The organism is Streptomyces sp. NPDC041713, from assembly GCF_055591085.1.
Genome location: NZ_JBVIZY010000001.1, coordinates 468,596 through 489,213 on the forward strand (window position 1 = coordinate 468,596; position 20,618 = coordinate 489,213).

The 20,618-nt window shown below is 74.1% G+C and carries 12 protein-coding genes; 6 read left to right on the plus strand and 6 right to left on the minus strand.

Annotated elements, in window-relative coordinates; translation table 11 throughout:
- Nucleotides 1-370: 370 nt before the first annotated feature.
- On the plus strand, nt 371-1,768 hold the full coding sequence (locus tag ACZ6CV_RS02020; protein WP_469248879.1) for a DEAD/DEAH box helicase: 1,398 nt from the start codon (nt 371-373) through the stop codon (nt 1,766-1,768).
- Nucleotides 1,769-1,820: 52 nt separating this feature from the next.
- Here ACZ6CV_RS02020 and ACZ6CV_RS02025 read toward each other — a convergent pair whose 3' ends face one another.
- Nucleotides 1,821-2,054 (minus strand): response regulator transcription factor, encoded by a 234-nt coding sequence (locus ACZ6CV_RS02025; protein ID WP_355817435.1) that lies wholly within the window; start codon nt 2,052-2,054, stop codon nt 1,821-1,823.
- A 258-nt stretch (nt 2,055-2,312) separates the two neighbouring features.
- On the opposite strand from ACZ6CV_RS02025, the gene ACZ6CV_RS02030 reads away from it, so the two are divergent.
- The 4 genes from ACZ6CV_RS02030 (at nt 2,313) to ACZ6CV_RS02045 (ending at nt 15,816) form a co-directional block, all read left to right on the plus strand.
- Complete coding sequence (locus ACZ6CV_RS02030; protein ID WP_469248881.1) at nt 2,313-3,638, plus strand: MFS transporter; 1,326 nt, start codon at nt 2,313-2,315, stop codon at nt 3,636-3,638.
- Complete coding sequence (locus tag ACZ6CV_RS02035; protein ID WP_469248883.1) at nt 3,635-7,057, plus strand: type I polyketide synthase; 3,423 nt, start codon at nt 3,635-3,637, stop codon at nt 7,055-7,057. Before ACZ6CV_RS02030 ends, ACZ6CV_RS02035 begins: the two co-directional genes overlap by 4 nt.
- Entirely contained in the window at nt 7,054-14,622 is a 7,569-nt protein-coding gene (locus ACZ6CV_RS02040) for a MupA/Atu3671 family FMN-dependent luciferase-like monooxygenase (RefSeq protein WP_469248885.1), read from the plus strand. The genes ACZ6CV_RS02035 and ACZ6CV_RS02040 overlap by 4 nt, the downstream gene beginning before the upstream one ends.
- A gap of 261 nt (nt 14,623-14,883) precedes the next feature.
- On the plus strand, nt 14,884-15,816 hold the full coding sequence (locus tag ACZ6CV_RS02045; RefSeq protein ID WP_469248887.1) for a phosphotransferase family protein: 933 nt from the start codon (nt 14,884-14,886) through the stop codon (nt 15,814-15,816).
- 11 nt (nt 15,817-15,827) lie between these two features.
- Here ACZ6CV_RS02045 and ACZ6CV_RS02050 read toward each other — a convergent pair whose 3' ends face one another.
- The 3 genes from ACZ6CV_RS02050 to ACZ6CV_RS02060 all read right to left on the minus strand — a co-directional run bounded on the left by ACZ6CV_RS02050 (nt 15,828) and on the right by ACZ6CV_RS02060 (nt 18,498).
- On the minus strand, nt 15,828-16,628 hold the full coding sequence (locus ACZ6CV_RS02050) for an SAM-dependent methyltransferase (RefSeq protein ID WP_469248889.1): 801 nt from the start codon (nt 16,626-16,628) through the stop codon (nt 15,828-15,830).
- Nucleotides 16,629-16,647: 19 nt separating this feature from the next.
- Entirely contained in the window at nt 16,648-17,001 is a 354-nt protein-coding gene (locus ACZ6CV_RS02055) for a MazG-like family protein (protein WP_469249596.1), read from the minus strand.
- Between the two features lie 930 nt (nt 17,002-17,931).
- A complete protein-coding gene (locus ACZ6CV_RS02060; RefSeq protein WP_469248891.1) occupies nt 17,932-18,498 on the minus strand; it encodes a DoxX family membrane protein in 567 nt (188 codons plus the stop codon).
- A gap of 157 nt (nt 18,499-18,655) precedes the next feature.
- On the opposite strand from ACZ6CV_RS02060, the gene ACZ6CV_RS02065 reads away from it, so the two are divergent.
- Nucleotides 18,656-18,979, plus strand: coding sequence for a nuclear transport factor 2 family protein (locus ACZ6CV_RS02065; RefSeq protein ID WP_469248892.1), 324 nt, complete (start codon nt 18,656-18,658; stop codon nt 18,977-18,979).
- A gap of 146 nt (nt 18,980-19,125) precedes the next feature.
- Here the strand turns inward: ACZ6CV_RS02065 and ACZ6CV_RS02070 are convergent, their stop codons facing one another.
- Both ACZ6CV_RS02070 and ACZ6CV_RS02075 read right to left on the minus strand, forming a co-directional pair.
- Nucleotides 19,126-19,596: a lamin tail domain-containing protein gene (locus ACZ6CV_RS02070; RefSeq protein ID WP_469248894.1), complete on the minus strand. Its 471-nt coding sequence runs from the start codon at nt 19,594-19,596 to the stop codon at nt 19,126-19,128.
- A gap of 149 nt (nt 19,597-19,745) precedes the next feature.
- A complete protein-coding gene (locus tag ACZ6CV_RS02075) occupies nt 19,746-20,519 on the minus strand; it encodes an SDR family oxidoreductase (protein WP_469248896.1) in 774 nt (257 codons plus the stop codon).
- Between the last annotated feature and the right edge of the window lie 99 nt (nt 20,520-20,618).

The following is a 20,618-nucleotide window of genomic DNA, read 5'->3' on the forward strand; positions in this document are numbered from 1 at the left end:
AGCGGGGCTAGCGTTATCCCGGCTCCGGTCGGGACCTGCGCGTCGCCTCGGCTCCGGTCGAGGCAGGGCTAGCGGCACCCGGCTTCGGTCGGGGCAGGCACCCAGCCTCACCCCGGCTTCGGTCGGGGCAGGCGCCCAGCGTCACCCCGGCTCCGGCCGGGAACCCGGCGTCCCGGCTCCGGTCGGGCAACCCAGCGTCACCCCGGCCCCGGCCGGGAACCCCGCGTCCCGGCCCGGCCGGGGCACCCAGCAGTACCCGGCCCCGGCCGGGACACCGCACCACCCCGGCCCCGCCCGCGGGGCCACCACCTGCCGGGCCTTCCTCGGTGCGTACGTCCGTTCCGTTCGTTCCCTCTGCGGAAGGCTCCTCATGACTCACCCCGACCGTCCCGACGTCGCCGCGCCCCGGCCCTTCGGCGATCTGGACCTGCCCGGCCCGCTCCTCCGTACCCTCGACGAGCTCGGCGTGCGTGAGCCCTTTCCCATTCAGGCCGTCACCGTGCCCACCGCCCTCGCCGGGCGGGACGTGCTGGGGCGGGGGCGGACCGGGTCCGGCAAGACGCTCGCCTTCGGGCTGCCGCTGCTCGCCCGTATCGCGGGGCGCCGGGCCGAGGCCAAGCAGCCGCTCGCCCTCGTCCTCGTGCCCACCCGTGAGCTCGCCCAGCAGGTCACCGAGGCGCTCACCCCGTACGCCGACGCGCTGCGGCTGCGGCTCGCCACCGTCGTCGGCGGCATCTCCATCGGCCGCCAGATCGCCGCTCTGCGCGACGGCGCCGAGGTCGTCGTCGCCACCCCCGGGCGTCTGCACGACCTGATCGAGCGCAAGGCCTGCCGCCTCGGCCGGGTCCGGATCACCGTCCTCGACGAGGCCGACCAGATGTGCGACATGGGCTTCCTGCCGCAGGTCACCGAGGCCCTCGACCAGGTGCACCCCGACGGCCAGCGGCTGCTGTTCTCGGCCACCCTGGACCGCGACGTCGACCAGCTGGTCGAGGGCTACCTCCGCGATCCCGTCGTCCACTCGGTCGACCCGTCCGCCGGCGCCGTCACGACCATGGACCATCACGTCCTGGTCGTCCACGCCCCCGACCGGTACGCCGTGACCACGGAGATCGCCGCCCGCGACGGCCGCGTCCTGCTGTTCCTCGACACCAAGCACGCCGTCGACCAGCTCACCCGGCACCTGCGCGCCAGCGGGGTGCCCGCCGCCGCCCTGCACAGCGGCAAGTCCCAGCCGCAACGCACCCGTACCCTCGCCCAGTTCAAGAACGGCCAGGTCACCGCCCTGGTGGCGACCAACGTCGCGGCCCGCGGCCTGCACGTCGACGATCTCGACCTCGTCGTCAACGTCGACCCGCCGACCGACCCCAAGGACTATCTGCACCGCGCGGGTCGCACCGCCCGGGCCGGCGAGTCCGGCCGGGTCGTCACCCTCGTCCTCTCCGGCCAGCGCCGCGAGACCAGCCTGGTGCTGACCGAGGCGGGCATCGAGCCGACCGTCACCAAGGTGCGCTCGGGCGAGGCGGCGCTCAGCCGCATCACCGGGGCGCGCCGCCCGTCCGGCACCCCGCTCGACGGCGGCCCCGCCGCGGCCCGCCCCAAGAACACCAACAAGCCCTTCCGCGGCCTCGGCACCAGCAAGGACGGCAAGGACGCCGCCAGTGGTACGGGCGGTACGGGTGGTACGGGCGGCAAGTCCCGCAAGAGCGCCGAGGCCCGCAAGCTCGCCGAGGCCCGCAGGGCGGCCCGGGTGCGCCGCGGGGGCTGATCCCGCCGGCTCGCGGTCCCGCCGACTCGCGGTCCCGCCGCGTCCGCGCCCGTCAGCACTCCTCGCTGCGGCTCAGATGGATCAGATGAGCCACCGTGGGCGCGGTGCGCTTGCTGCGGATGCGGCGCAGATAGGTGCTCACGGTGTGCACGCTGATGCCCAGACGTCTGGCGACCTGCTTGTGCGAGAGGCCTGCCGCGATGTGGGCCAACACCTGGCGTTCCCTGTGGGACAACGCCGGTGCGTTCTGCGCCGGTGCGTTCTGCGGGCGCCGGTCTACTGGCATCTTCCCTCCGGGAGGGACTGTCAACACGTACGGCGGCTGTGGCCGCAACGTGATCTAACCACGGTCGTGGAGAAACAGAAAGGAAACCCCACGTACCCAGGGGAAATGCGTAGCTACTGAGCGCGATCGACGGTGTCAAGTCCCCAATTCGAGGGACTATGGGCGCGCTTCGGGGCGGGTGAGTGTGAAGGCGGTCTCGGCTGAGCGCAGCCGTGCACGACCCGAATGGCAGCAGCCCGGCCCGGACCAGGGGGACGCTTGATCCACTTTCGCCTGCTCGTCGTGGGTAACGGCGTCTCCGCGTACGGCAGTTACCTCAACATGGTCGCCCTCAACGTCTTCGTCTACGAGGTGACCGACAGTGCTCTCGCCGCTGGAGTCTTCATGGCGGTACGCCTGTTGACCAGTGTCGTCTCCGGCTTTGTGAGCGGACGGCTGGTCTCGGCGTACGACCGCAAGAGGTTGATGGTCGGCGCCGACCTGACGCAGTGCGCCGCCATGATAGCGCTGCTGATCGCGCCCGAGGCGGGGCGTGCGGGGCTCCTGTACGTGCTGGCCGTCGTGACCGGCTTCTGCTCGACCCTGTCGGGCGTGGCGTTGCGCAGCAGCATCCCGGAGATCGTCGGCCCCGATCTGCGGATGCGCGCCAACTCCCTCCTTGCCACCGGCCGTTCGCTCGCGATGATCGCCGGCTTCGCCTCCGCGGGCGTCGTCGTCGCCCAGCTCGGCTACACCGCCGCCATCTCCCTGGACGCCGCCAGCTTCGCGGTGTCGGCCGGGGTGCTGCTCTCGCTTCCCATACGAACGAGGGCCGAGGCGGCAGGGGTCGAGGCGACCGAGGCCGAGGCGGCTGGGGGTGAGGTGAAGTCCAGCCCGAACTCCGGTGTGGGACAGGGGGGTTCGGGTGAGTCGGCTCGGCGCGGCGGCGCGCTCCTGCTCGTACGGGCCGCTCCCGTCCTCGCCGTCATGATCGCCCTGCGCGCCGCCGACGGGCTCGGCTCCTCGTCCCACAACGTGGCCCTGCCGGTCTACTCCAGCGACCTCGACCCGTCCCATCCGGCCACGTTCGTCAGCCAGTTCTGGGCCACGTGGGCCATCGGCAACATCGTCATGCAGCAGATCTGCGGGCGGTGGGGCGGGCGCGGCGGGCGGCAGGGGCCGGGGGAGCGGGCCTTCGCCGTCGGGGCCTGCGTGATGTCGGCGGCGTTCATCGTGGTCTTCGCCGGGCTGCCGACGGGGGTGGCGGTCGCGGCCGCGCTGGTGGCCGGCATGGCGGACGGCCTCACCGAGATCGCGTACGTCACCCGGCTCCAGGCCGCGCCCGACGAGGAGCGCGGCAGGCTCTTCGGGCTCTCCGCCTCGGTCGAGAACACCGGCTTCGGCCTCGGGATGCTGGTCAGCGGCGCCCTCCTGGACCGTTTCACGCCCCTGCAAGTCGTGGGCCTGCTGCACGGGTCGGCGATCTGTCTGTGCGTCGGCATGTTCGTCGTGCTGGTACGGCAGGGGCGGAGCGGAAGTCCCGGTAAGGGCGAGGAACGGCAGCCGAGCCGCAGTCAGAATCAGAAGGGGAGTGGGGTCCGGTGACCCGTACCGACCGCGACGCCGTGGCCGTCATCGGGCTCTCCTTCCGGCTGCCCGGCGCCGACACCCCGGAGGAGTTCTGGCGCACGATCCACGACGGCGCCGACCGCATCCGCCGCTTCACCGAGGCCGAACTCGCCGCCGCCGGCGTGCCCGAGGAGGCCTACCGTGCGGACGACTTCGTCGGGGCGAGCGGGGTGCTCGACGACATCGCGGGCTTCGACGCCGGTTTCTTCGGGATGAGCGCGCACGAGGCCCGCATCACCGACCCGCAGCACCGGCTGTTCCTGGAGTGCGTGCACCACGCCCTGGAGAACGCGGGGTACGCGGGCGGGCAGGCCGGCGATCACGGACGCGGCGGACAGGGCACCTGGGACGTCGGCGTGTACGCCAGCACCGGCTACCACCTCTACTCCCTCCAGACGTATCTGCAGAACAACGTCCTGGAGGGCGGCGTCGCGGACTGGGTCGCCGGGCTGCAGGTCACCATCGGCAACTTCACGGACTTCACCGCCAACCGCGCCGCGTACCGCCTCGGTCTGACCGGCCCCGCCGTCAACGTCCAGACGGCGTGCTCCAGTTCGCTGACCGCGGTGTATCTCGCCGCGCAGTCGGTGGTCGGCGGGGAGTGCGACATCGCCGTCGCCGGGGCCGCCGCCCTCCACGTGCCGCAGGTGCTCGGCTACCGGTACGTGAAGGGGTCCATCCTCTCCAAGAGCGGCCGTCTGCGGCCGTTCGACGCCGACGCCGACGGCACGGTCGGCGGCACCGGCGTCGTGGCCGTCGTCCTCAAGCGCCTGGACCTGGCCCTCGCCGACGGCGACCACATCCACGGCGTCATCCGGGGCTGGGGCGTCAACAACGACGGCGCCGGCAAGAAGGCGTTCAGCGCGCCCAGCGCGGACGGCCAGCGGGGAGCCATCCGCCGCGCCCTCACACGCGCGGGCGTCGACGCGGACACCGTCGGCTATCTGGAGACGCACGGCACCGGCACGTTCAAGGGGGACCCGATCGAGTTCGCGGGCGCCACCGCCGCGTTCCGCGCCGACACCGACCGCACCGGGTACTGCGCGCTCGGCTCGGTCAAGGCCAACATCGGGCACCTCGACGTGTGTTCGGGCCTGGCGAGCCTCGTCAAGGCGCTCCTCGTCCTGCGGCACGGCGTCATCCCTCCGATGGCCAACTTCCGCCGCCCCAACCCCGCCCTCGACCTCGCCGCCAGCCCCTTCTACATCCCCGACTCCGCGCGCCCGTGGCCACCCGGCGACGTGCCGCGCCGGGCCTGCGTCAGTTCCTTCGGCGTCGGCGGCACGAACGTCCACGTCGTACTGGAACAGGCACCCGCCCCGGCCCCCGAACCGGCTCCCGAGCGGGCCCTCAACCCGGCCCACCAGTCCGAGCCCCACGCGGCCGACACCCCGCTGCCCCCCGGCGTCCTGGTGGTCTCGGGCCACACCGAAACCGCCCTGGCCGACAACGCCTCGGCCCTGCGCGACCATCTGCGCGCCCACCCCGGGATCCGCCCCGCGGACCTCGTGACCACGCTGGCCCTCGGCCGCGCCCACCGCAGACACCGGCTCGCGGTACGGGGCGACACCGTGGCCGCGCTCACCGCGGGCCTCGACGACTGGCTGGCGGGACCGCGCGTCAGCGGAACACCGGGCGCGGTCTCGGGCGGAGCATCGGGTGCCGTGTCGGGCGCGGCTCTCGGCACCGGGTTCCTCTTCACCGGGCAGGGCAGCCTCCACCGGGGCGCCGCCCGCGCCCTCCACCAGCGCTTTCCCGTCGTACGCGAGGTCCTGGACGCCTGCGAGCGACACTTCGCCGAGCTCAGCGGCGGCGGCACGCTGCTCGACGCGCTCCTCGGCCCCGGCGAGGGCGGCCCGGCGGAGCCGGTCGGCGAGACCGAGATCGCGCAGCCCGCGCTCTTCGCGCTGCAGTGCGCGCTCGTCGCCCTGTGGCGGGAGGCCGGGATCGCGCCGGCCGTCGTGGCCGGGCACAGCGTGGGGGAGTACGGGGCGCTGTACGCGGCCGGCGCGCTCTCCGTCGAGGACGGGCTGCGCCTGACGGCGGGGCGCGGCGCGCTCATGCGAAGCCGTTGCGCGCCGGGCGCGATGGTGGCGGTCCCGACGGAGGCGTACGAGGCGGAGAAGCTGGCCGCCGAGGTGCCGGGCGTGGAGCTCGCCGTCAGCAACGGCACGCACACCCAGGTGCTCGCGGGCCCGGCGGCCGCCATGCGCCGCCTGACGGAGCTGCTGGCCGAGCGCGGCGTCCCGGCGCGCGAACTCCCGGTGCGGCACGCCTTCCACACCGCCCTCATGGACCCGGTGCTCGCGGGGGTGCGGGAGCTGGTGGCGGAGGTCCGGCCGCGTCCCGTGGAGGTGCCGTTCGTCAGCGGCGTGGATGGGCGCACGCGGCCGGCCGGCTGGGTCCCGGACGCCGACTACTTCGTACGACAGACGCGTGAGCCGGTCCGATTCGCCGATGCGCTACGGGAGTTGGGGTCGGCCCACGACGACGTGGGCGCGCTGGTCGAGGTCGGTCCGCACGCGACGCTCAGCGGGCTCGCCCGCCGCGCGCTGCCGCACCGGCCGGCTCTGGCATCGCTGCGGCGCGGCGCGGGACTCGAACCGCTGTGGGACGCGGCCGCCGGCCTGTACCGGGCCGGCGCGCCGCTCGACTGGCGGCCCTTCATGGGCGGGGCGGGGCGGCGGATCCCCCTGCCCGGCTACCGGTTCCAGCACAAGGACTACTGGACAGGCCCGGGGAACCACCTTCCCCGGCGCGAACAACCCGTACAAGTACCAGCGGCAAGGGATGAGGCGGACGTGGCACAGGACGAGGCAGCGGTCGAGCGCGTGCTCCAGCACATCATCAAGGTCACCGCGGAACATCTCAGCTACGACACGAGCGAGATAGCCGAGGACGCCTCCTTCTTCGACCTCGGCGCGGACTCGCTGCAAATGATCGGTGTGCTGCGCGAGTTGGAGGAGGAGCACCGGGTCAAGGTGTCGATGCGGGAGCTCTTCGAGGAGGCCGGGTCGGCGAAGGGGCTCGCGCTGATCATCGTGGGGAAGATGGGGGGTGGGGACGGGGTACGGGGCGCGGAATCCGGGCCGGTGACGAGGACTCCGTACGCGGAGCCGTATGGGGAGCCGGTTGCCGTGCCCGTTACGTCTCCGGCGTCCCCTCCGGTGACGCCCTCCGTGCCGGCGCCCCGGGAGCCCGCACCCGCGTACCGCGACCCCGCCCCCGCGTACCGCGAGCCGGCCGCCCCCACCCCCGCCCCTCCCGTCGAGTACGCCACCCGGCGCGAAGTCGACGACCTCGTACGGCAGGTCCACCAGCTCACCCAGATGCAGCTCCAACTCATGGGTCAGCTTTCGCAGTTGCTGGCCGCCAACGGGAAGGACGCGCGGTGACCGGGACCGAATCCGTCGACCGTTCCGTCTCCGCGGCCGTCGACGAGGACCTCGCCGCGATGGCCGAGCTGTCGCAGCGCATCTCCCAGCAGATGGGCGCACCGGCACCGGAGCCAGAGTCAGAGTCACGACCAGAGCCCTCGGGGCCGCCCCGCCGCCCCGCCCAGCACGGCCCCCGCCCGGAAGTCTCCCGCGGCTCGGGAATGCTCCGCGGCAACGCCTCCGACACGCAGCGGGCCCACCTCGACGACCTGGTGCGGCGCTACACCGCCAAGACGCCCACCTCCAAACGCGTCACCCAGCGCTACCGCCGCGTGCTCGCCGACAGCCGTGCCGCCGTGGGCTTCCGCAGCAGTACGAAGGAGATGCTGTACCCGATCGCGGGGCGGCGCGCGCAGGGCTCGTGGCTGGAGGACATCGACGGCAACCGGTACGTCGACATCACCATGGGCTTCGGCGTCCTGCTCTTCGGCCACGAGCCCGCCTTCGTCGCCGATGCGGTCCGCGAGCACCTCTCGCGCGGCATCCAGCTCGGCCCGCGCACCGTCGAGACCGGCGAGGCCGCAGAACTGCTCGCCGAGCTGACCGGCATGGAGCGCGTCGCGTTCGCCAACTCCGGTACGGAGGCGAACTCCGCGGCCATCCGGCTCGCCCGCGCCGCCACCGGCCGCTCCCGCATCATCACGTTCGAGGGCGCCTACCACGGCCACAACGACAACGTGCTCGGCCGGTCCCCGCGCACCGGCGGCGAGGGCCTCACCACCGTGCCGATGTCCGCGGGGATCCCGCCGGGCGCCGTCGCCGACCTGCTCGTCCTGCCGTACGGCAGCGAGGAGAGCCTCGACGTCATCGAGCGGCAGGCCGGGGACATCGCGGCGGTCGTGGTGGAGCCGGTGCAGAGCCGCCACCCGTCGCTCCGGCCCGCCGCGTTCGTCCGCCGGCTGCGCGAACTCACCGCGCGCCACGGCATCGTGCTGCTCTTCGACGAGATGCTGACCGGCTTCCGGCCCGCCGCGCGCGGCGCCCAGGAGCTCTACGGCGTCACGCCCGACCTGGCCACCTACGGCAAGCTGCTCGGCGGCGGCTTCCCGATCGGGGCCGTCGCGGGTCGGTCCGACATCATGGACGGCATCGACGGCGGCCACTGGAGTTACGGGGACGACAGTTACCCGGCGGCCGACACCACGTTCTTCGGCGGCACCTACATCCAGCACCCCGTGTCGATGGTCGCGACCCGTGCCGTACTGGCCCACCTCAAGGAGCACAGCCCCCGGCTCCAGGAGCGGCTGAACGCCCGTACGGACGAGCTCGCCGCCACCCTCAACGCCTTCTTCGAGGACGAGGGCTTCGCCCTGAGCATGAGCCACTTCGGCTCGATGTTCCGCTTCGAGCACCGCGCGGACATGGAGCTGCTCTACCACCACCTCATGCTGCGCGGCGTCCACGTGTGGGAGTGGCGCAACTTCTTCCTCTCCACCGAACACACCGACAGCGATTGCGAGTTCATCGCGGACGCGGTCAAGGACTCGTTGCGGGAGCTGCGCGCGGCCGGGTTCTCCGTCGGCGGCGCGAAGGCGAAGCCTCGGGCAACGCCGACGCGCGGGCCGGCGCCGGCTCCGGCGCCGGTATCGAAGCCGCAGGCCATGGCCTGGAACAGCGCGGCGGCGGCGTCCCGCACCGAGCCGCCGCGCGAGCCGGAACCGCCACGACCCGCGCCACCGCGGGCACAGCCCCAGCCACACTCACAGCCACAACAGCCCTCCCGCACCCTCGACTTCGGGGTCTACTTCTTCGGCGACTACCCGCAGGACGACTCGGCGCCCCGGCACGGCAAGTACGACCACCTCCTGGAGACCGCCCGGTTCGCCGACCGCAACGGCTTCCACTCCCTGTGGATCCCCGAGCGGCACTTCCACTCCTTCGGCGGCCTGTTCCCCAACCCCGTCGTGCTCGCCGCCGCGCTCGCCCGCGAGACCGACCGCATCCGCATCAACGCGGGCTCCGTGGTGCTGCCGCTGCACGACCCGATCCGCGTCGCCGAGGAATGGTCGATGGTCGACAACCTCTCCGGCGGCCGCATCGGCATCGGCTGCGCGAGCGGCTGGCACGCCAACGACTTCGTCTTCTTCCCCGAGCGGTTCGGCTCCCACAAGGAGCTGATGTACGAACAGGTGGCGCAGGTACGGCAGTTGTGGCGGGGCGAGCCGGTGCGCCGCACCACCGGCAAGGGTGAGAGCGATCTGCGGCTGTTCCCGCGGCCCGTCCAGGACGCGCCGCCGATGTACACGGCCGTCGTCGGCAACCCGGCCTCGTACGAACTGGCCGCCCGACACGACCTGGGCATCGTCACCAACCTGATGACCCAGAGCGTCGAGCAGCTCCACGAGAACGTCGCGCTGTACCGCCGCACCCGCGCCGCCCACGGCCTCGACCCGGACGCCGGGCACGTGGCCGTGCTGCTGCACACCTACCTCGCCGAGGACCACGCGGCGGCGCGCGAGGAGGCCCGCGAACCCCTCGCGCAGTACATGCGCTCGTCGCTGTCCCTCTTCGGCGGCGTCGCGGGCAGCCTCGGCCACCGGGTCGACCTGTCGGCGATGACCGAGGACGACCTGGACGTGGTCTTCCGCCGCGCCTACGACCGCTACTGCGACCAGCGGGCCCTCATCGGCAGCCCCGAGAGCGTACGGTCCGTCGCGGACGCCGTGCATGCCGCGGGCGCCGACGAGATCGTCGGCCTCGTCGACTTCGGTGTCGCTCCCGCGGCGCTGCGCGAGAGCCTGGCCCACTTCGACGCGCTGCGCCGCGCGTGCGGGGCGCCCGCGGCGGACGTACGGGAACCGGCCGCCGGGACCGGCGGGGCGGGGGACCGGCGGGATCAGGGGGCTCCGCTCTCTCCCGGGCAGCAGCGCGTCTGGTTCCTGGAGCGGATGCTGCCGGGCCGCACCGCGTACAACGAGACCAAGGCCATCGAGCTCGACGGGCCGCTGGACGTCCCCGCGCTGCGCGCCGCCCTGCGCGAGCTCGCCGCCCGGCACGAGCAGCTGCGCAGCGTGTTCCGTGAAGTGGCGGGCCAGGCACGGCAGTTCGCGTCGGCGCCCGGCGAGGTGGACTTCGCCGTCGTCGACGGCACGGGCGCGTACGTGGGTGACGCCGTCGCCGACACCCTCGCGGCCGAGAGCGGGCGCCGCTTCGATCTGGCGGAAGGCCCGCTGTTCGTGACGCGCCTCGTCCGTCTCGGCGCCCGCCGGCACGTCCTCGTCCTGTCCCTGCACCACATCGTGATGGACGCCGCGTCGGCCGCCGTCCTCGCCCGCGACCTCTCCGCCCTCTACCGCGCCCAGCTGCCGGGCGGGCCCCCGGCGGACCTCCCCGCCCTCACCCGTACCTACGCCGACCACGCCCGCGCCCAGCACGCCTCCCTCGGCGGGGCGAAGGCGGCCGAGGATCTCGCGTACTGGAAGAAGACGCTCGACGGCGAACTGCCCGTCCTCGCCCTGCCCACCGACCGGCCGAGGCCCGCCGTCATGACCTCGCGCGGGCACGCCCTGTTCCGCACCCTCGACCCCGAACTGTCCGATCGGGTACGCCGGTTCGGCCGGGCGCGGCGCAGCACCCTCTTCATGACCCTGCTCGCCGGCTACGCGGCCGCCCTGCGCCGCGTCACCGGCCAGGACGACCTCGTCATCGGCACCCCGATGTCCGACCGGACCCCCGAGTACGCGGACGTCGTCGGCTTCTTCGTCAACACGCTGGCCCTGCGCCTGGACCTCTCCGGAGACCCGGACTTCGGCACGCTCCTCGACAGGGTGCGCGGGGTCGCCCTGGACGCCTACGACCACGCCGACGTGCCCTTCGAGGCGGTCGTACGGGAGCTCACGCCGCCGCGCGCGCTGGACCGGACGCCGGTCTTCCAGACCCTCGCCGAGTTCGAGACCGGCGACCCGTTCCGCTTCGACCTGCCCGGGGTGCGGGCGACGCCGCTCGACGCGGGGCCGGACAAGGCGCTGACGGACCTCGGCGTGTACTTCACCGACCTGCCCGAGGGCATCCGCTGCCACTTCGAGTACTCCACCGGCCTCTTCGACGAGGCGACGATCGACGCGTTCTTCGGGACGTTCCGGGACGTCCTCGCGGAGGCGGTCGGGGAGGCGACGGGCGAGGTGACGGCGACCGGGGTGGCCGGGGAAGCGGCCCCGGCGGCCGTGGTGCCCCGGGCGTGGCGGCAGGGGCCCGTGCGGCAGCGGACGAGCAGCACCGTCGACGCGCTGGCGTCGCGCTGGGCCGAGGTCGCCCCGGAGCGCACGGCCGTGATCTGCGGCGAAGTATCCCTGACGTACCGGGAGTTGAACGAGCGCGCGGAACGGCTCGCCGCGACCCTGCGCACCGAAGGGGAGGCCTCAGGGGGGACGGCTGGGGGCGGAGGACCCGGCCCCGTCGCCCTGTGGCTGCCCCGCGGCACCGACCTGGTCGTCGCCATGCTCGCGGCCCTCAAGGCGGGGCGCGGTTACCTGCCGCTGGACCCCGCCCAGGGCAGGGCGCGGGCGGAAGCCATCCTGGCGGAGAGCGGCGCACGCGTCCTGGTGGTGAGCGACGAGCGGGGCGCGGAAGCGGAGCGGCCCACGCCCCGGCCAGGGACCGCCGTGGTCCACGTTGGCGCCGTGGACGCCGGGCCGACCGTAGCCGTGCGGCCCGCTCCTGCCCCCGCCGCCGCCCCCTCCCACGGCCCCGAGTCCCTGTGCTTCGCCGTCTACACCTCCGGCAGCACCGGTGTGCCCAAGGGCGTTGCCGTCCCGCACCGGGCCGTCGTGGACCTGTGCCAGTGGCACCACGAGCGGTTCGGGTTCACCGCCGACGACCGGGCCGCCGCCGTCTGCAGCCAGGGCTTCGACGCCGCCGTGCTGGAGATCTGGCCGGCCCTGACGGCGGGCGCCACCGTCGTCGTGGCCGACGACACGGTCCGCAAGGACCCCGCCGCGCTCGCCCGTTGGTACACGGAGCACCGCATCGGCTTCTCCATCCTGCCGACCGCGCTCGGCGAGGCGGTCCTCGCCCTCCCCGAGCGCCAACAGCCCGCGCTGCGGCACCTGTTGCTCGGCGGCGACGTGCTGCGTACCCGCCCGCGCCCCGGCGCCCCGTACGAGACGGTGAACGTGTACGGGCCCACCGAGGTGACGGTGCTGTGCACGGCGCAGACGGTCCTGGCACGGGAGACGGAACCAGGCGCCGACGCCTCCGCCTCCTCCGCCGCCCCGATCCCGATCGGCCGTCCCGTGGACAACGTCATCCTCCGCGTCCTCGACGCGCGGGGCCGCGAGGTGCCCGCAGGCGAGGTGGGGGAGCTGTACGTCGGCGGGCCCGGCGTGGCCACCGGATACCTGGGCCGCCCGGACCTGACGGCGGAGCGCTTCGTCGACGATCCGCTGGGCGCCGACGGGCGCATGTACCGCACCGGGGACCTGGTCCGCTGGACCGGCGACGGGGCGCTGGAGTTCCGTGGGCGGGCCGACGACCAGGTGAAGATCCGCGGCCACCGCGTCGAGCCCGAGGAGGTCTCCCGGGCCCTCGGCGCTCTGGCGGGGGTCGGCGAGGCGCTCGTGCTGGCCCGCCGCGACCGGCGGGGCGAGGCGTTCCTCGCCGCGTACGTGGTGCCGTCCCAGGCCGGCGCCCAACCGGGGCAGGAACTCGCCGACCGGCTCACGGCGGAACTGGCGGCGCGGCTGCCCGAGCATCTGGTGCCGCACGCCTGGACCGTGCTGCCCGCGCTCCCGCTGTCCGCCAACGGCAAGGTGGACCGGGCCGCGCTGCCCGCACCTTCGCTGGTCACGTCGACGGCGCCGGTGCCTTCGGCGCCCACCGAGCGGATGCGCGAGCGAGGCCATGAGCGGACGCTTCCGGCGGCGCGTGACGTCGAGGACCGGCTGAGGCGGCTGTGGGCCGAGGAGTTCGAGGTCGACGTGGCGGCGATCCCCGACGACGCGTCCTTCTTCGAGCTGGGCGGGCACTCCCTCACGGCGGTCCGCCTGGCGAACGGCGTGCGGGAGGAGTTCGGCACGGAGTACCCGATCGCCCGCTTCTACGAGGAGCCGGGGCTGCTGGCCATGGCGGCGTACCTGGTCGGGGACCTCGAAGAGGTGTCCGTGGCGACAGAGTCGTCCGAGGCGTCCGGGTCGTCCGAGGCGTCCGGGTCGGGCGAGGTTCCCGAGGCGGAGGCCGACGACGGGTACGACGCAGGCAGGAGGCCCGCCGCCGACGTCGTCGCCCGCGCCCCCGTCACCGCCCAGCAGCGGGCCTTCATCACCCGCCACAGCACGCATCCCCGCCCGCAGATCTACAACGTGGCGATGCGGATCACCCTGACGGGAGCCCTCGACGTACCGGCCCTGCGCGCCGCGCTCGGCCGACTCGTCGCCCGGCACGAGGCGTTGCGCACCCGCTTCGTGGCGGACGGCGACGCGTGGTGGCAGGAGGCGCTGCGGCCCCGTCCGGTGCCGCTGCCCGAGGAGGACCTCGTCGCGCGCCTCGGCTCCCCGGCCGCCGCCGAGGAGGAGGCGGAGCGCGTGGCCGCGGAGACGGCGGCCGTCCCCTTCGGCATCGAAGAGGAACTCGCGCCGGTGCTAAGGCTGTTGCGCACCGGACAGGACCGCTGGGTGCTGCTCTTCGTCCTGCACCACGCGACCTGCGACGGCTGGTCGGTCAGCGTCCTGTTGCGCGAACTGGCCGCGCTGTACCGGGCGGAGGTCACCGGCGTACCGCACGCACTGCCGGGCCGGGTCCCGCAGCCCGGCGAGTACGCGCGCTGGCAGCGCGAGCACGAGCGCACCCAGGACGGGAGCAGGCTGGTCGACCACTGGGCGCGTGCCCTGGCGGGTGCGTCCTTCGGGCTTCCGCTGCCCCTGGACCGGCCGCGCCCCGCGGAGCTGAGCGGGGCGGGTGACGTGGTGCTGTTCACCGTCGGCCGGGCCGCGCGCGCCGATGTGGAGGAGCTGGCGCGCCGGCACCGTACGACACCCTTCGTGGTGACGGCGGCCGCCCTGGCGCGGCTGGTCGCGGAGGTGGGCGGCGCGCCGGACGTCGTGCTCGGCATCTCCCACGCCAACCGGGAGCGGCGCGAGTTCGAGGCGCTCGCGGCGTGCACGGTGTCGTCGTTCACGCTGCGGATACGGGGTGACGCGGCGGCGTCGTTCGGTGCTCTGGTGGACCAGGTGGCGCGCACCTCGGTCGACGCCCTCGACCACGCGGCTCCGTTGCGCACGGTGGCGGCGGAGGTGGGTGCGGTGCTCGGCACCGAGGTGCCGGACCGGCTGCCGCTCGGTTTCCAGTACCAGAGTTCGCTGCGGACGGAGGTCGACCTGCCGGGCGTGACCACGGCGGTCGAGGACCTCGCGGTGCCGGGTGCGCGCTCCGAGTTCAACCTCGGCCTGATCCCCACGGGTGACGTGCTCAGCGGTTATCTGGAGTTCTCGACCGACCTGTGGGACCGCGCCACGGTCGAGTCGTGGACGGCCGCGTACGTGGAGTTGCTGGCGAGGGAGGTGGGGGAGGCGCTTCGGGGCGAGAGCTGAGGGCGCCGGGGGCGAGTGGGAGTGGCGTGAGGGGTAGGGGGGCGTGCGGGGCGCCCCCCCTGCGGCACGGCGAGGGCTCGGCAGCACCGCCACCTGTGATGCTGCGACCTCGGCCCAATCGCCAACACCGCCACCGGTCTTGCCGGGCCCGCCGGCCGGCGCCGGTCGTCCGTCCCGGCGGCGTCAGGCGCCGCCGGCCACCCCGCGCAGCCGCCGAAACTCGCTCGCCGCCCCACGTGGGCAGCGGTTACGGTGCCGGTCATGCTGCCCGAGGTGAACACGGACGAGGAGTGGGACCGCGTCGTCGGTGACGAGGCGGTCATGCGGCCCGCCGTCGAGGACCTGTGCGCCCGGCTCGGTCTCGCCGGCGCGCCGCTGACCCGCTTCCCCGCGGGGTCCCAGCCGGTCTACGCCGTCGGTGACGCGCACGTGCTCAAGCTCTTCCCCGGCGCCGCCGCCCGGGACGGCATCGCCGAGGCCCGCGTGCTGCGCCACCTGGAGGGCCGCCTTCCCCTCGCCACGCCGCGGGTGCACGACGCGGGACCGTACGAGAACGGCTGGCGGCACATATTGATGTCCCGACTGCCCGGCGAGGACCTCGCCGTCGCCTGGCCGCGCATCCCGCGCGCCGACCGGGAGCGGATCGTCGCCGAGGCCGCCGGGACCCTCGCCGCGCTGCACGCACTCGACCCCGTGCCGCTCGCCGACGCCCTCGGTCCCGCCGACTGGAGCGTGTTCGTCGCGGAGCAGCGCGCGGGGGTGGTGGAGCGGCAGAGCGCCCTGGGGCTCCCGGAGCGCTGGCTGGCACAGATCCCCGCCTTCCTCGACGCGGCCCCGCGGCCCGACGGGGAGGCCCTGGCCCAACCCGCCCTGCTCCACACGGAGTTCATGCGCGAGCACCTCCTCGTCGAGCCGGGCGCCGGGCGGCGGCTCACCGGGCTCCTCGACTTCGAGCCCGCGATGGTCGGCGACCGGGCCTACGACTTCGTGGCCGTCGGCCTTTACGTCACCCGCGCCGAACCGGGACTGTTCGACCTCTTCACGAAGGAGTACGGCCGGACGTTCGATCCGCGCGAACTCCTCGCGTACACCCTGCTCCACGTGTACGGCAACCTCTCCCGGTACCTGCGGGAGCTGCCCGCGCCGCCCGAACCGACCCTCGACGCGCTCGCCGAGACGTGGTTCGGGCGGTAGCCGCGCCGTACTCAGCCCTCCGGCACCACCGGCCCTACCGGCTCCACCGGCACCAGTGTCAGATACGCGATGCCGAGCACCCCGCGGTAGCCGCGCAGCCAGGACGTGCGCTGGGCGTCCACGCGGTTGCGGGTCTCAGCGGCCAGCGGGTGGCCGGGGTGCGTGGCGAGCCACTCCTCCACGTCGGAGCGGTAGCCCGACTCGAACTCCTCCCACTCCTCCGCGCTCGCCGTCTCCACCCACTGCGGGCGGAACCCGGCCTCGATCGCCGCGTCCACCAGATCCCCCAGGTACAGGTGCTCCCCGGCGTCGGCGTCCGGCCACATCCCGGCGAGTTCCCGCGCGGTCGGCTCGCGCTCCCAGAAGCCCTCGCCGAGCAGGACGCGGCCGCCCGGGTTCACCAGGCGGCGCAGCACGTGCAGCGCCTCGACGGTCGCGCGGGGCGGCGGCGCGGAGCTGAGGGCGTGGCTCGCGCTGAGGCACATCACCAGGTCGGCGGGGCCGCGCGCGGTGTCCGTCGCCGACTCCTCGGCGAAGACGACCCGCTCGCCGAGCCCGCGCTCCTTCGCCGCCGTGCGGCCACGCTCGACGTCCTCGGCCTTCAGGTCGACGCCGACCCCGGTGGCCTCCGGTACGGACTCCAGGACGCGGAGCAGCAACTCGCCCCAGCCGCAGCCGAGATCGAGCACGGTACGGGGGCCTGCGGCGGCCAGCCGGTCGACGAGGCGGTGCGCATGGGCCTCGGAGAGCGGGCCGTGGAAGGCGAGGCGGGTGAGGCGGGGCGGCCCGTCGGACGAGGTGGATGTGGTCATGACCGCCGACGGTATGCCGTCAACCCGCCGGCGGCGAAACGATTTTGGCGCGCGCGTCGACGTGACGCAGGTGGGCGTCGAGGACGGCGGCCGCGTCCGGGGTGAGGGTGCGCAGGGCGACCATGGCCGTGACGATGACGTCACAGAGTTCGGACTGCACGTCGTCCCAGGTGTGCGTGGTGCCCTTGCGGGGGTTCTGCCCGGTGGCGCCGATGACGGCCTCCGCGACCTCGCCAACCTCCTCCGAAAGCTTCAACATCCGCAGAAGCAGGGCCTCTTGAGGCTCCCGCTGATTATGAGAGTCGAGCCAAGCGTGCAGCCGCCCGACGGTGTCCCAGGGGTCCTGGCGGGGCGCCTCGGGGGTGGGGGGCACGTCGGGGGTGGGGGGTGTGTCGGGTGTGCGGGGCGCCTCCGGCGTAGGGGTCGTGTCGGGTGTGCGGGGCGCCTCCGGCGTGGGGGCTGCCTCGGGTGTACGGGTCGCCCCGGGGGTGCGGGTCGGGTCGGGCGTGCCCTGCTCGTCTTCCATGGGCCGCAGCGTGCCATGGCGGGGGCCGACGGGGCGAGACGACGCCGGCGGGCCGCCGTCTCGGTGAGACGCTGGCCCCCTCGACAACGTCTCGCGTCCACCACCTCCCCTGCCCCCGGGCGAAGTTGGGCGCACTGCTCGGCCCGCGGACCCCGCTGCCAGCGTCTCGCGTCCGCCCCGGCCCTCGTACGGAGACGGCCGTACGCCCCGCGTCGCGCCGCCTGGGTGCGGGCCGCCCTGGCCGGCCGCGGACCTTGCCGGGAGCGTCTCCCGACCGTAAGCCGCGCGCCGCACCCGGGTGGGGGACCTGGCTGCGGGCGTCGCCGGAAGCGTCCCGCGTCCGTACGCTCCGCGTCGCGTCGCCCGTGTGGGGGCCACCCCGGCAGCCCGCGGACCTCGCCGGGAGCCTCTCCCGGCCGTAAGCCGCGCGCCGCGCCCCGGTACGGCCTGGCCGGCCGGCGGCCTCGCTGAGGGTGCTCCCCGACCGTAAGCCGCGCGCCGTGCCGCCCCGGCGGGGGCCCGGCCGCGGGCTTCGCCGGGAGCGTTTCGCGGCCGTACGCCCCGCGTCGCGCTGCCCGAGCGGGGGACTGCTCTAGCCGGCCGCGGGCCTCGCCGGGAGCGTCCCGCGTCCTTACGCCCCGCGTCGCGCCGCCCGGGTGCGGGCCGCCCTGGTCGGCCGCGGGTCTCGCCGGGAGCGTCGTCCGACCGTGAGCCGCGCGCCGCGCCTGGGTGGGGGACCTGGCCGGCCGGGGTCTCGCCGGGTGCCTCTCCCGATCGTCAGCCGCGCGCCGCGCCCCGCGCCCCGCCCCCCTCCTCCGCCGCGCGGACGTTCCGCATCCTTGCCCCCAGCGTCGCGAGTACGCCCACCGCCGTGCCTGCCAGGGCGGCCGGGACCATCCAGGCGCGGTCCAGCGTGTGGCCGAGGGCGTGGTCGGCTGAGTAGCGGCCGGGGCCCGCGACCGCGAGGGCCGCCGCGACCATGCCGAGGTAGGCCGGGTACTCGTAGCCGCCGCCCTGGCTGAAGAAGCCGTTCGGCGTGTGCACGGCCGTGGCGCCGGCCATCGCGCCCGCCGCCGCGGAGCCCGCCGCGGGCGTCGCGAGGCCGAGGGCGAGCAGCAGTCCGCCGCCCGCCTCGGCCAGCCCCGCCATGAGGGCGTTCAGGCGACCCGGCGCGTACCCGACGGACTCCATGAAGGCGCCGGTGCCCTCGATGCCGCCGCCGCCGAACCAGCCGAACAGCTTCTGGCCCCCGTGCGCGACCAGCACGCCGCCGGTGCCCGCGCGGAGCAGCAGCAGTCCCAGGTCACGTCGGTCCAGGCAGGAGCAGGACGAGAAGGTGGTCATGGGGAACTCCCGGTTCGGCCCCTCGGCGGGGTGGCGGTTGCGTCCGCCTCCACCGTCCACCGGACCCGCACCGGCCACCCGGCCCACGGGGCCGTACGGGTGACGCACGGTGTGCGCCGCGGTGGCGCACCGGGCCGCCCGGTGTGAACGTGGGCCCATGAGCATCCAGGTAAACCGGCTCGCCGACCCCACGGTCCGGGCCTTCGTCACCGCGGTGAACGCCCACGACAAGCCCGCCTTCGACGCCGTGCTCGCGCCGGGCGCCACGATGGCCGACGACGGCACCGACCGGGACGTCGCCGACTGGGCGGACCGCGAGATCTTCTCCTCCAACGGCCACATGGACGTCGAGTCGGAGTCGGACGGCGGCCGCGCGCTGCTCGTGTCGTACCGGAACGACACGTGGGGCGAGATGCGGACGAAGTGGCGGTTCACCGTCGACGGCGACCAGATCACCCGCTTCGAGACGGGCCAGGCCTGACCGCCACCGCCACCGCCACCGCCACCGTTCGGGACGGGCCGGGCCCGACCGCTTCGCGCGGCCCCGGGCCCGGCCCCGTCCCTTCCCCTCCCCTGTGACAGTGGTCAGTGGTGGGTGGCCCGTTGCCCGTGGCTCGTGGCCCGTGGTCAGTGGCAGTTCTGGTGGCCCGCGCCGACCCGCGACCACGCGCAGGAGTCCTGCTGCGCGCCGCTCGGCTTGATGAGGCGCGCCTTGTCGCCGTCGTTGTTCCAGACGTAGTTGGTCCGGCCCCAGTAGCGCACGCCGGAGGCGTTGCCGCCCTTGCCGGTGCGGACCTTCACGGTCTTGCCCGCGCCGATCTTGTAGCTGCCGAAGGTGTACGTGTAGCCGGTGTCGTCCTTCAGCTTGTAGCCCTTGAGCTGGACCGCGGAGCGGCCGTTGTTGTGGATGTTGACCCACTCCGCGTTCAGCGAGGAGTTCGAGCGGGTGTCCCGGCCCGGGCTGTCGTACTGGATGGAGCCGAGGTGCAGCCCGCCCTGGTGGCTCGCGGTCGCCGCCGACGCGGGGGACACGGCGAGCAGGGACACCGACAGGGCGGTGGCGGCGAGGACGGCGGGGGCGGCGGTGCGTATGCGCAAGGAGTGCTCCAAGTGTGAAGTTCTCGTGGAGAGGAGCCGAGCATACGGGGATCACCGTCCCCTTTTGTTGCGGTAGCCCCCATTCCATTTGTGGAGATTTACACACCGCACATCCGTGTCGCCAGGGCACGCGGGCGTCAACCCCGCCCTCAACCCCGCCCGATGTACGGCATGTTGGTCGCCAGCACCGTCGCGAACTGCACGTTCGCCTCCAGGGGCAGCTCCGCCATGTGCCGCACCGTGCGCGCCACGTCCGCCACGTCCATCACCGGCTCGCTCGCCAACTCGCCGTTGGCCTGCGGGATTCCGGCCTGCATGCGCTCGGTCATGTCGGTCGCCGCGTTGCCGATGTCGATCTGTCCGACGGCGATCCGGTACGGCCTGCCGTCCAGGGAGAGCGACTTGGTCAGACCCGTCAGGGCGTGCTTCGTCGTCGTGTACGCCACCGAGTTCGGACGCGGCGCGTGCGCGGAGATGGATCCGTTGTTGATGATCCGGCCGCCCTGCGGGTCCTGCTCCTTCATCAGCCGGAAGGCGGCCTGCGCGCACAGGAACGCGCCGTTGAGGTTGGTGTCGACGACGTGCCGCCACGCGTCGTAGGGGAGCTCCTCCACCGGGACGCCGCCGGGGCCGAACGTGCCCGCGTTGTTGAAGAGGAGGTCCAGGCGGCCGAAGTCCGCGCGTACCCGGGCGAAGAGGGCGGCCACGTCGTCGGGGCGCGACACGTCCGTCCGTACGATCGAGGTCGCGCCGTCCTTCGCCGACGCGAGGGCGGCCGTCTCCTCCAGCGTCTCGGGGCGGCGGCCGGCGAGCGCCACCGACCAGCCCGCGGCGAGCAGTTCGAGGGCGACGGCGCGGCCGATGCCGGAGCCCGCGCCGGTCACCACGGCCGTCTTCGATGGGGCAGTTTGCCATGCGTTCATGGCCCCGCAGCGTACGGGAGGGGTGTCCACGCGGACATCATCCGCCCGCCATGCGGCTGTTGTGTACGTGACAGGCTGACGTCGTCCCCCGGGACTTGC